We start from the raw sequence: 11,993 nt of genomic DNA on the forward strand, positions 1-11,993 counted from the left end.
TCGCTCTAGTGATCGCGCACCAGATAGATCACCGACAGTGGCGGCAGCAGGATCTCTGCATGTGCCGGCTGTCCGTGGCTTTCGCCCGGAAGGGCCTCGATCGCTCCGTAATTGCCGCGATTGCCGCCCCCATAAACCTCGGCATCGCTGTTGAGAGCCTCTTTCCACGTCCCGGCCGAGGGCATGCCCATCCGGTAGTGCGTCTGCTCTTGTGGCGTGAAATTGCACACCACCACCACTTCGGGATCGCCCGGCGCGCCGCGGCGCACCCAGGACAGCACCGAATTCTGGGCATCGTCGCCGCAGATCCACTGGAACCCGTCGGCGAAACAGTCGCGCCGATGTAGCGCCGGCATGTCCCGGTAAAGATGGTTCAGATCGCGCACCAGCCGCTGCACCCCCGAATGCATCGGGCTTTCAAGGCAGGGCCAGTCGATCTGGGCATCGTGGTTCCATTCCGACCGCTGGGCAAATTCCTGCCCCATGAACAGCAGCTTCTTGCCGGGATGCCCCCACATGAAGCCGTAATAGGCGCGCAGGTTGGCAAATTTTTCCCAGTCGTTGCCCGGCATCTTGCCCAGCATCGAACCCTTGCCGTGCACCACCTCGTCATGGCTGATCGGCAAGATGAAGTTTTCCGAGAATGCATAGACAAGGCCAAAGGTCATCTGGTGGTGATGAAAGGATCGGTGGATCGGATCTTTCTTCATGTATTCGAGGGTGTCGTTCATCCACCCCATGTTCCACTTGAACCCGAAACCAAGCCCGCCCTGATCGACAGGCTGCGACACGCCGGGATAGGCGGTGCTTTCCTCGGCCACGGTCATGATGCCGACGTGATCGCCATAGGCGGCGATGTTCATGCGCTGAAGCAGGGCGATGGCCTCGTAATTCTCGCGCCCGCCATCCTTGTTGGGCACCCATTCGCCGGGATCGCGCGAATAATCGCGGTACAGCATCGAGGCCACCGCATCGACGCGCAGCCCGTCGATATGGTATTCTTCAAGCCAGTACAGCGCGTTGGACGTGAGGTAGTTAGACACCTCGGCGCGCCCGAAATTGTAGATGAGGGTGTTCCAGTCCTTGTGGAATCCTTCCTTGGGATCGGCGTGTTCATACAGCGGCGTGCCGTCAAAATTGCCAAGCCCGTGCGGATCGGACGGGAAATGCCCCGGCACCCAGTCAAGGATCACCCCCAGCCCGGCGCGATGCGCGGCGTTTATCAGATCGCGGAATTCATTGGGCAGACCGCAGCGGATGGTCGGGGCGAACATGCCGATGGGCTGATAGCCCCACGAGCCGTCAAACGGATATTCGCTGATCGGCATCAGTTCGATATGGGTAAAGCCCATCTGCGTGACGTATTCCACCAGTTCGGTTGCCGCTTCGATATAGGAAATCGGGCGGCCCCAGTCCTTGCGTCGCCATGAGGGTAGGTGCACCTCGTAGACGCTGATCGCGGCCTCGCGTTGCTGCGCTTCGGCGCGGGTGCCGAGCCAGCCGCTGTCAGACCAGTCATAGGCACGGATGTCGCGCACGATGGAGGCATTGGCGGGCGGGTGCTCCGAGCCGAAACCCACCGGGTCGGCCTTGCGCGGTTGCATGGCCCCATCGGCGCCGATGATCTCGTAGCGATAGAACGCGCCATCCCCGGCATAGGGAATGAAAATCTCCCAGACGCCGGTGGCGCCGCGGCGGCGCATGGCATGGCGGCGCCCGTCCCAGCCGTTGAAATCGCCCACCACCGAGACCCGGCGCGCATTCGGGGCCCAGACGGCGAAATGGGTGCCGTGCTGATCTTCGTGCTGCATCACATGGGCGCCAAGGGCTTCCCAGAGCCGCAGGTGGCTGCCTTCGCCCAGCAGGTATTCATCGAGTTCGCCGAGCACCGGGCCAAAGCGATAGGCGTCTTCGTAATCCCAGTGCCGGCCCTGCGCGCTGCCGCGCAGGTAATAGGGTAAATCGCCGGGAACCGGGCCGCGAAAGATGCCCGGTGCCTCTGCGACCGGTTCCAGCCGGTGCGAGTCCTCGCCGATCATCGCCCACATTTCTTCGGCGCCGGGGTCGAACGCGGTCACGTGCCGGGCGCCGTCGAAGACATGCGGCCCAAGCAGCGCAAAAGGATCGTCGTGATGCCCGTTGATCAGGCGGTGAAAGTCCGGGGCGGCGGGGTGAATTTCATCCATCATACCCCGGAGCTTAGTACACTATTGGCGCTCTGCAATGGTCCAGATCAAGGTTGCCCGACGATCAGGTCAAAAGACTCTCTGCTTTCCAGATGTCCTTCATGTAGCCACGGATCGTCCGGTCGGACGAGAACCAGCCCGAGCGCGCGGTGTTGAGCGCCGCCATGCGTTCCCATCCCTGACGGTCGGCAAAGGCCCGGTCGACCTCGCGTTGCGCACGCCAGTAATCGGTGAAATCCGAGCAGACGAGGAAGTAATCCGGCCCTTCGAGATTGTTGACCACGCCGTGATAGCGTTCGGGTTCGGAGGGGTTGAAGCGCCCCTCGCGGATGATCCGCAGCGCCCCGGCAAGGCGGGGATCGGCGTCGATGGCCTGACGCGCGTGGTCCTCGACGCTGCGCCGTTCCATCACCTCTTCGGCGGTCATGCCGAACAGGAAGAAATTCTCGGCCCCGACGTGATCGCGGATTTCCACGTTCGCGCCGTCCAGCGTGCCGACGGTGGGCGCGCCGTTCAGGGCGAATTTCATGTTGCCGGTGCCCGAGGCTTCCTTGCCCGCGGTCGAGATCTGTTCCGACAGGTCCGCCGCTGGCACCAGCTTTTCCGCCAGCGTCACGTTGTAGTTCGGCAGGAAGGCGATCTTGAGATATTTGTTGGTCACCGGGTCGTTGTTGATCACAAGGGCGGCGTCATTGATCAGCCGGATGATGTCCTTGGCAAAGAAATAGCCCGGCGCCGCCTTGCCGGCGAACAGCTTCAGGCGCGGGATCCAGCCAGCGTCGGGGTTCTCGCGGATTTCCTGCCAGTGGGCGATGGCCTCGAGGATGTTGAGGTGCTGACGCTTGTATTCATGCATCCGCTTGATCTGCACATCGAACAGCATCGACGGATCGACATGCAGACCATAGGTCTGGCCCATCCAGTTTGACAGCTCGACCTTGTTCTGGCGTTTGACATCGCCGTATTTGTCCAGCCATGCGCTGTCTTCGATGAACGGTTCCAGCTTTTCAAGCTGTTCAAGATCATCGACCCAGCCGCCGCCGATGGACTCGGTGATCAGCCCGGCCAGCGCCGGGTTACAGGCCAGCAGCCAGCGGCGCGGGGTGACGCCGTTGGTCTGGTTGACGATCCGCTCGGGGTGCAGGCGGTGCAATTCGGAAAACACCGTGGTTTTCATCAGATCGGTGTGCAGCGCCGAGACGCCGTTCACATGATGCGCCATCACAAAGGACAGCTGGCCCATCTTGACCTGATGGTCCGAACGCATCGACTGGGTGCGCGAGGGGTGCTGCGTGGCATGCGCATTGTCGATCTGGTCGATCAGTTGCAGGTGACGCGGCAGCAGGCGGCCGAGCAGGCCCTCGCCCCAGGATTCTAGTGCCTCGGGCAGCAGGGTGTGGTTGGTGTAGCTCAGCGTGCCGCGGGCGATCTCGACCGATTCCTCGAAGGTCAGGCCGCGCTCGTCATGCAGGATGCGCACCAGTTCCGGGCCGGCAATCGCCGGGTGGGTGTCGTTGAGCTGGATCGCGACCTTGCTCGGCAGCTTGCGCAGATCGCCGAACTGGTGGTTGAAGCGGCGCAGGATGTCGCGCAGCGCGGCGGCGGTCAGGAAATATTCCTGCTTGAGCCGCAGCTCCTTGCCTTGCTCGGTGGTGTCGTCCGGGTAGAGCACGCGCGAGATGGTGCGGGCCAGCGCCTCGGGCGCGGCGGCGCGGGCATAATCGCCATGATTGAACGCATCGAGATCGAACGGATGGATGGCGCGGCCCGACCACAGGCGCAGCGTGTTGGCCCAGCGGCCCTTGTAGCCGACCACGGGGGTGTCAAAGGCCTCTGCCTCGACCTCTTCGCCGGGATACCAGCGCACGGTTTCGCCGCGCACATCGACATGGCCACCAAAGCCGATGCGGTAGCGCACTTCGGGGCGCTCGAACTCCCACGCGTGGCGCTGGCCAAGCCATTGTTCGGGCTGCTCGACCTGCCGCCCGTCGACAAAGCTTTGCCGGAACAGCCCGTGTTCGTAGCGGATGCCATAGCCATGCGCCGGGCAGCCGATGGTCGACAGGCTTTCAAGGAAACAGGCGGCAAGACGGCCAAGCCCGCCGTTGCCCAGCGCCGCGTCGGGTTCATCCGACAGCACCTCGTGGTAATCCTTGGAGAATTCCGCCAGCGCCGCCTTGGCCTCTTCGACGAGTTCGAGGTTGACGATGCCATCCTCGAGCAAGCGCCCGATCAGGAATTCCATCGACAGGTAATAGACGCGCTTCGCCCCGGTTTCATAGGTCTTTTCAGTGGCCTTGAACCAGGCATCGACGATGCGATCGCGCACGGCGTAGCTCAGCGCCATGCGCCAATCCTCCAGGATCGCGTGTTCGGGGTCCTTGCCAAAGGAATAGGTCAGGTGCCGAACAATGGAATCGCGAAGCGAGGGGGTCGATAGCTGCAACATGAGCGTCTTCTTTCCTTTGAGGAACCGCGCGCCCCGGCGCGGAAACACCTCTGTCTCAACAGGCGGGGCGCTAAAAGGCAAGATTGTGCCAGCGTTAGTCGTGCAATTGCAACTGTTCGGTCAAGTGGCACGCACATCCCGTCAGTGCCGCGTAATCGTCAGTCAGAAGATGGATGGGGAATTGCGCCATGAACTCGCTGAACCGGCCCTTGTCGCCAAAGCCCTCGGGGAAGCCATGGCTGAGCAGGTGCGGGCCGAAATGCCGCGCCACGCCGCCGATCAGGAAAATGCCGCCAAAGGGCAGGGTGGTCAGCGCCAGGTCGCCGCAGACCCGGCCCAGCAGGGTGGAGAACATGCGCACCGCCGCGGTGGCGCGCGGGTGGCCGGTTTCCATCAGCGCCATGATCTCTGCCGCGCTTTTGGGATCTTCGATGGCTTCCTCGACACAGAGCCAGTTCCAGATGCGCTCGAAGCCGCGCCCCGACAGGAAATGTTCGATGCCGGGGCTTTCATGCAGCCGCGAGACGTGCTGGAGCAGGCGTAGCTCTTCGTCCGATCGCAGGCCCAGCGTGGCGTGTCCAGCCTCGGCCGGGGGCACCAGCGTGCGATCGCCAAGGCGATAGACCGGGGCCGCATTCATGCCGGTGCCGACCCCCACCACCAGCCGCGCAGACTGCGGGCTCGCCGGCTTGCCGGGCATCAGCGTGGTCAGGTTTTCGGGCGCGATATGGCCCAGCGCATGGCCCTGCGCCTGCAAATCGTTGAGCACCGCCAGCGTGTGGGCGCCGGTGGCCTCGTGCAGCATCTCGCGATCGACCGTCCAATCGATGTTGGTCAGCCGCCCGGCGCTGTCACGCACCGGCCCGGCCACCGCAACGCAGCAGCCCTGCGGCGCTACGCCGGTTTCGCTCAGGTACTGGCGCAGCACCGCGTCGATGCCCGGATAATCGACGTTGCGATAGCTTCTGGCGCTGCTCAGGTCGACCTCGGTGCCGTGGCCCAGCGCAACCCGCGTGTTGGTGCCGCCGATATCCGCAAGAACCGCCGTGATGTTTTCGCTCATCGTCCTGCCTCCGTCAGTGCCGCCTTCATCGCGTGGTAGGAGCCTTTTGGCGTGCGCGCAAGCGTGTCGAAATCCACATGGACAAGGCCGAAGCGCTTGTCATAGCCAAAGCTCCATTCGTAATTGTCCAGCAGCGACCAGGCGAAGTAGCCCTTGACCGGGGCGCCGCCCGCAATGGCGCGGGCCACCTCAGACAGATGCTTTTCGTAGTAGTCGATGCGATGCGGGTCGCGGCATTCCCCGGCCATGATGTCGTCATGCGCCGCCATGCCGTTTTCGGTCACGTATAGCGGCAGATCGCCGGTGTATTCGCGGGCGGTGCGGATCAGGAAATCATGCAGCCCCTCGGGGTAGATTTCCCAGTCCATGTAGGTCTTTGGCAGCACGCCGGGCACATCCGTCAGCGATGGCCATGGCGCGCGCGGATCGGCGGCGATGTTCTTGCGCGTGTAGTAATTGATGCCGCACCAGTCGAGCGGCTGCGAGATCAGCGCCATGTCATCCTGCCAGCCTGATGGCAGATGCGGCTCCAGCCCCTCAAGCACGATGGCGGGGTATTCGCCCTTGAACACGCCGCCCATGAACCAGCGGTTGTAGATGCCATCGTAGCGCGCGGCGGCAAGGCGGGAAGCCTCGCTGTCATCGGCGGGGTTCGACCATTCAAGGTTGAAAACCCCGCCAAGCCCGCCCATGCCCAGCCCGCGCATCACCTGCGTGGCGCGGCCATGCGCCAGCAGCACGTGATGCATGGCGCGGGCAGCGGCGCGGATGTCGCGGATGCCGGGTGCTTGCAGCCCCATGAAATGCGACAGCCATGCCACGCACCATGGCTCGTTGATCGGGGCGACGGTGGCCATGCGATCACCCAGCCGGGTCATCACGATCTCGGTATAGTCGGCGAACCAGTCGCCGATATCACCGTTGCGCCAGCCGCCCAGATCGGCCAGCGCCGAGGGCAGCTCCCAGTGATACAGCGTGGCATAGGGGGCAAGGCCGCGTTCCAGCATCGCATCGGTCAGTCGGTCGTAGAAATCCAGCCCTTCGGCATTCACCGCGCCACGCCCATCGGGCAGCACCCGCGCCCATGAGATCGAAAAGCGATAGGCATCGAAGCCCGCAGCCGCCACGAGGTCAAGATCCTCGGGGTAGCGGTGATAGTGATCACAGGCGCGCCCGCCATCTTCGGCGCGGCTGACATTGCCGGGCGTCGCGGCGTAGTCATCCCAGTGGGTGCGGCCCGCGCCGCCAAAGGCGTGGCCTTCGATCTGATAGCTCGATGTGGCGGTGCCGAAGATGAAATCCTCGGGGAAATCCTTTCGGGTCAGTTTCATGCAGGTGCCTTCGACTGGACAGAGGGGGCAGGGCCGGTCGAGGCCCCGATGATCAGTTGCGCTTCGAGAATGCGGGTTTCGGGGGGGCGGCCCGGTTCAGCGATGCGCCGCAGCAGCATCTCGGCGGCCAGCCGCCCGGCCTCGCGCACCGGCGAGCGGGTCGCGGTAAAGATCGGCACGTCGCGCCCGTTCGACAAATAGCTGAAATCGTCGTCATGGGTCAGCACCGACACATCGCGCCCCATCTCCAGCCCGGCCTCGTGCAGCGCCCGCCGCACCCCGATGGCCGAGATCAGCGACGAGACAAGAAAGGCGGTCGGCGGCGCCTCCAGCGCCAGCATCTCGCTTGCCGCGCGATAGCCGTAGGGTTCCGTCATCTCTTGCCCGCTGATGATTGCGGGGTCCGGGGCAAGACCGCGCGCGCGCAGCGCTTCGGTATAGCCGACCCGGCGGCGATGGGCGAAATCCATGTATTCGAGCCCGTTGAGCAGCGCGATACGCCGGTGCCCGAGATCGAGCAGGAACGAGGTCGCCCGGCGAAAGGCGCTGGCGTTGTCCATGTCGATCCAGCTGTAGGGCTGCGCGATGTCCGAGGCGCGCCCATGCACGACAAAGGGCATGCCCAGCCCGGTCAGGAAGGGGATGCGCCCGTCCGCAATCTTTGGCCCGTGAACGATGATGCCATCGACATGGCCCTTGGTCTTGAGTCGACGGTAATTGTCGGCCTCGTCCGCGTCTCCGGTCAGGGTCAGCGTCATGTCGTAGCCGGCGGCAAGATAGGTTTCCGAGGCGCCCGCGATGAAATCTCCGAACACCGGATTCATCATTTCGTGGCTGGTCGAAATCGGAATCACGTGGCCGATGGCCATGGCGCGGCCGGTCGCCAGCCCGCGGGCGCGCGGATTGGCGACATAGCCCGCCGCAAGCGCCGCCTCGCAGACCCGTTTTCGGGTCGCTTCGGACACTTCAGGGTAACCGTTGAGCGCGCGGCTCACCGTGGTCTGCGACAACCCAAGCTGGGTCGCAAGCTGTTTGAGGTTCATCGCCCTGGCCCCCCGTCCCAATCCAAAGCGCTTCGAATTTCCGTCAGCGTAACCGCAAATCCGGGGGGAGGTGAAGGCCCTTTCTCCATCCGTCGCAATGGTGATGATGCATCATGAAAGCAATCCGAAAAACTGGCAACCAGCGATTGACACGCTAGGTTGCTCGTAAGACCCTGCGGCAAGTTCAAAGCGCTTTGAAACGACTCGGGAGGGATTCGTTTAAAGTGCAGACTGATGCATGGGATCAACCGCAACCAGACGGGAGGAACGTCATGACAGCACAGATCAAACGCCGGATCCTAGGAGGCGCTGCCGTCGCGGCGCTTCTGGCCGGTTCCGCCTCGGCGCAGGACATGCCATTTGCTATCGGCGAGGGCGGGTTTCACTGGGATGGCTACACCGCCTTTGCCGACAAATTCGACCTGAGCGGGCAGACCGTCACTATTACGGGGCCGTGGACCGGCAACGAAAAGGCCAAGGTCGACATCATGTTCCGCTACTTCGAAGAGGCGACCGGAGCCGAGGTGAGCTATTCCGGCTCGGACAGTTTCGAGCAGGATATCGTGATTTCCGCCCGCGCGGGTACAGCGCCCAATCTCGCGGTGTTTCCGCAGCCGGGCCTTGCCGCCGATATGGCGAAACAGGGGCTGCTGACGCCGCTGCCCGACGAGACCGCCAGTTGGGTCGCCGAGAATTATGCCGCCGGGCAAAGCTGGGTCGATCTGGCCACCTACGAGGGCGAGGATGGCGAAGACCATCTGTATGGCCAGTTCTACCGCGTAGATCTGAAATCGCTGGTGTGGTATTCGCCCATCGCCTTTGACGAAATGGGCTACGAAATCCCCGAGTCGATGGAAGAGCTCAAGGAGCTGACCGAGCAGATCGTCGACGATGGCGGAACGCCGTGGTGCATTGGGCTGGGGTCGGGCGCGGCCACCGGCTGGCCTGCGACCGACTGGGTCGAAGACCTGATGCTGCGACTCCAGCCGCCCGAGGTCTACGATGACTGGGTGAGCAACGAGATTCCGTTCGACGACCCCAAGGTGGTCGAGGCGATCGACGATTTCGGCTGGTTCGTGAAGACCGACGATTACGTCAAGGGCGGCAGTCAGGTCGCGGCCACCACCGATTTCCGCGACAGCCCGGCGGGCCTGTTTGCGGTGCCGCCAGAATGCTACATGCACCGGCAGGCCAGCTTTATCCCGGCGTTCTTCCCCGACAACGCCGAGCTGGGCGATAACGTCGATTTCTTCTACTTCCCAGCCTATGAGGACAAGGATCTTGGCACCCCGGTGCTTGGGGCCGGGACGCTGTTTTCGATCACCAACCCGTCCGAGGCGACGGATGCCCTGCTCGAATGGCTCAAGGAGCCGATCGCGCATGAGCTGTGGATGGCGCAGGACGGGTTCCTGACCGCCCATGCGGGGGTCAACCTTGATGTCTATGCAACCGATGCGCAGCGCGCCATGGGCGAGATCATCGCCGATGCGACCACCTTCCGCTATGACGCGTCGGATCTGATGCCGTCGGAAATCGGCGCGGGGGCCTTCTGGTCCGGCATGGTCGATTTTGTCACCAGCGAATCGGCCGAAGACGCGGCAGCGGCGATCCAGTCGCGCTGGGATACGCTGAAGTAAAGCGCCGCGCGCCCTTTACTGGGCGCGCCTTCGCATCAAGGGGGCGACCATGTCACCAATGCTTCAGGGCATCCTGACCATCATTATCGGCGTGGGCGGCTGCCTTGCCTATTTCTACGGATCGAACCTGATCCTCGATAGGGTGATCTTTCCACCCCGGACCAATGATCAGGGCAGGAACATCCGCCGCGCCACCATGGTGCGCCCGTGGCTGTTTCTGCTGCCAGCGATCCTCGCGCTGGGGCTTTACCTTGTGTACCCGGTGATTGGCAGCTTCATCCGCTCGCTCTACGACCGCTCGGGCGATAGCTTCGTGGGCCTTGGCAATTACATCGACATGATCGGGGAACCCGGTTTTCGAACCGCCGTGTTCAACAATTTCCTGTGGATCCTGTTCGTGCCTGCCGCCTCGACCTTTTTCGGTCTTCTGGTGGCGCAACTTACCGACCGGCTGCGCTGGGGCAGCATCGCCAAGTCCCTGATCTTCATGCCGATGGCGATCAGCTTTGTCGGCGCCTCGCTGATCTGGAAATTCGTCTATGCCGGTGATCCGGACATCGGCATCATCAATGCCATCGGGGCCTATTTCGGGGCCGAGCCGGTCGATCCGCTGCAAATCCCGTTCTGGAACAACTTCTTCATCATGATCATCATGGTCTGGATGCAGACCGGCTTTGCCATGGTGATCCTGTCGGCGGCGCTGCGCGGCATTCCCGAGGAAACCATCGAGGCCGCGATCATCGACGGCGCGAACCCGTTCCAGCTGTTCTTCAAGATCAAGGTGCCGCAGATCGCTGGCACCATCGGCGTGGTCTGGACCACCATCACCTTCCTGACGCTCAAGGTCTTCGACATCGTTTACACCATGACGGGCGGCAATTTCGAAACCGACATTCTGCCGAGCTACATGATGGATTACATGTTCCGCGATGACGGGCGCGCGACGGCGGTCGCCTTTGTCATCATGCTGATCGTCACGCCGGTGATGATCTACAACATCCGTCAGGCGCGGAGGGAACTGTAATGGACAATCTTGCCGGACAGAAAACCTCGCTGTCGATCGTCACCAACCTTGCGGTGATCTTCCTCGTGGTGATCTGGATGATCCCCACCGTAGGGCTGCTGGTGTCGTCGTTCCGCGAGCGGGCGCAGATTTCGGAAACCGGCTGGTGGGAGTCGCTGTTCCCGGTCGAGGCTGCGGTGCGGGTGCGCCCCTCGGCCGCGGGCGCGGGCATGGATGGCGCTTACGGCGTGCTGACGGGCAATCTGTTCGAAGGCGGCACCGGCAGCGTCTCGGCCTTTGGCCTGATCGGGCGCGAGCCGGGCGCGGCAAAGGTCGGCGAAACCTATGCATGGTACGAGGTCACCGTCACCGAAGACGGCGCGCTTGACGACGAGCGCATCGAGATCGCCTATCCCGCCGGCGAAGAGCCGCAATTCCCCGATACCACGGCGGACGGGCTGCCGATCACCCCCGGCAGCGGCGTGTTGCAACGCTCGCTCACCGTGGCAGAGAACGGCGATTTCACCTATATCGACGAGGGTGAGATCAGCCGCGATCCGTCGATCTATGTGGTCACCACGCAGCCGCCGGATTTCGGCTTGCAGAACTACCAGCAGATCCTGACCTCCGACGGCATGGACCGGGCCTTCATCAACACGCTGACAGTCACCGTGCCCGCCACGGTGATCCCGATCCTGATCGCGGCCTTTGCCGCCTATGCGCTGGCGTGGATGGAATTTCCGGGCAAGGGCTGGCTGGTCGCGGCCGTTGTCGGCCTGCTGGTGGTGCCGCTGCAACTGGCGCTGGTGCCGATGCTGACGCTGCACAACAAGATCGGCATCGGGCAAAGCTTTCTGGGCATCTGGATGGCGCATACCGGCTTTGGCCTGCCGCTGGCGGTGTACCTTTTGCGCAATTATATGATCGGGCTGCCGCGCGACATCATCGAATCCGCCAAGGTCGACGGGGCCACCGATTTTCAGGTGTTCACCAAGATCGTGCTGCCGCTCAGTTTCCCGGCGCTGGCCAGCTTTGCCATCTTCCAGTTCCTGTGGACATGGAACGATCTGCTGGTGGCCAAGGTCTTCCTGCCCGCGGGCAGCGACAGCTGGGTGATGACCGTCAAGATCGCCGACGACCTTCTTGGATCGCGCGGCGGCGACTGGGGCATCCTCGCGGCGGCGGCCTTTGTGTCGATCGCGGTGCCCTTGCTGGTCTTCTTCTTCATGCAGAAATACCTCGTGCGCGGCCTGCTGGCCGGCTCGGTGAAATAGGACGTTA

Annotated in this window: 8 protein-coding genes; 3 read left to right on the plus strand and 5 right to left on the minus strand. The window is 63.1% G+C overall.

Going from position 1 to position 11,993, the window contains the following annotated elements:
* Nucleotides 1–5: 5 nt before the first annotated feature.
* The 5 genes from glgB to KO516_RS15740 all read right to left on the minus strand — a co-directional run bounded on the left by glgB (nt 6) and on the right by KO516_RS15740 (nt 8,072).
* A complete protein-coding gene (glgB, locus tag KO516_RS15720) occupies nt 6–2,189 on the minus strand; it encodes a 1,4-alpha-glucan branching protein GlgB (protein WP_216004727.1) in 2,184 nt (727 codons plus the stop codon).
* 61 nt (nt 2,190–2,250) lie between these two features.
* Nucleotides 2,251–4,635, minus strand: coding sequence for a glycogen/starch/alpha-glucan phosphorylase (locus KO516_RS15725; RefSeq protein WP_216004728.1), 2,385 nt, complete (start codon nt 4,633–4,635; stop codon nt 2,251–2,253).
* Nucleotides 4,636–4,729: 94 nt separating this feature from the next.
* On the minus strand, nt 4,730–5,698 hold the full coding sequence (locus KO516_RS15730) for a glucokinase (protein WP_216004729.1): 969 nt from the start codon (nt 5,696–5,698) through the stop codon (nt 4,730–4,732).
* Entirely contained in the window at nt 5,695–7,029 is a 1,335-nt protein-coding gene (locus tag KO516_RS15735) for a GH1 family beta-glucosidase (RefSeq protein ID WP_216004730.1), read from the minus strand. The genes KO516_RS15730 and KO516_RS15735 overlap by 4 nt, the downstream gene beginning before the upstream one ends.
* Nucleotides 7,026–8,072, minus strand: a complete 1,047-nt coding sequence (locus KO516_RS15740) for a LacI family DNA-binding transcriptional regulator (protein WP_216004731.1) — start codon at nt 8,070–8,072, stop codon at nt 7,026–7,028. The genes KO516_RS15735 and KO516_RS15740 overlap by 4 nt, the downstream gene beginning before the upstream one ends.
* 272 nt (nt 8,073–8,344) lie before the next feature.
* Here KO516_RS15740 and KO516_RS15745 point away from each other — a divergent pair, with 272 nt between their 5' ends.
* Genes KO516_RS15745 through KO516_RS15755 form a run of 3 tightly spaced genes read left to right on the plus strand, consistent with a single transcriptional unit; the run spans nt 8,345 to nt 11,986 of the window.
* Nucleotides 8,345–9,709, plus strand: coding sequence for an ABC transporter substrate-binding protein (locus KO516_RS15745; RefSeq protein WP_216004732.1), 1,365 nt, complete (start codon nt 8,345–8,347; stop codon nt 9,707–9,709).
* A gap of 49 nt (nt 9,710–9,758) precedes the next feature.
* Entirely contained in the window at nt 9,759–10,733 is a 975-nt protein-coding gene (locus KO516_RS15750; RefSeq protein WP_216004733.1) for a carbohydrate ABC transporter permease, read from the plus strand.
* On the plus strand, nt 10,733–11,986 hold the full coding sequence (locus tag KO516_RS15755) for a carbohydrate ABC transporter permease (RefSeq protein WP_216004734.1): 1,254 nt from the start codon (nt 10,733–10,735) through the stop codon (nt 11,984–11,986). The genes KO516_RS15750 and KO516_RS15755 overlap by 1 nt, the downstream gene beginning before the upstream one ends.
* The last annotated feature ends 7 nt before the right edge of the window (nt 11,987–11,993 follow it).

The sequence above is a fragment of the Citreicella sp. C3M06 genome, assembly GCF_018860705.1.
In the GTDB taxonomy this organism is placed as follows: domain Bacteria; phylum Pseudomonadota; class Alphaproteobacteria; order Rhodobacterales; family Rhodobacteraceae; genus Salipiger.

Coding starts and splice junctions, on each gene's coding strand:
- KO516_RS15755 (WP_216004734.1), top strand. CDS start 10,733: ATGGACAATCTTGCCGGACAGAAAACCTCGCTGTCGATCGTCACCAAC.
- KO516_RS15730 (WP_216004729.1), bottom strand. CDS start 5,698: ATGAGCGAAAACATCACGGCGGTTCTTGCGGATATCGGCGGCACCAAC.
- KO516_RS15740 (WP_216004731.1), bottom strand. CDS start 8,072: ATGAACCTCAAACAGCTTGCGACCCAGCTTGGGTTGTCGCAGACCACG.
- KO516_RS15725 (WP_216004728.1), bottom strand. CDS start 4,635: ATGTTGCAGCTATCGACCCCCTCGCTTCGCGATTCCATTGTTCGGCAC.
- KO516_RS15745 (WP_216004732.1), top strand. CDS start 8,345: ATGACAGCACAGATCAAACGCCGGATCCTAGGAGGCGCTGCCGTCGCG.
- KO516_RS15750 (WP_216004733.1), top strand. CDS start 9,759: ATGTCACCAATGCTTCAGGGCATCCTGACCATCATTATCGGCGTGGGC.
- KO516_RS15735 (WP_216004730.1), bottom strand. CDS start 7,029: ATGAAACTGACCCGAAAGGATTTCCCCGAGGATTTCATCTTCGGCACC.
- glgB (WP_216004727.1), bottom strand. CDS start 2,189: ATGATGGATGAAATTCACCCCGCCGCCCCGGACTTTCACCGCCTGATC.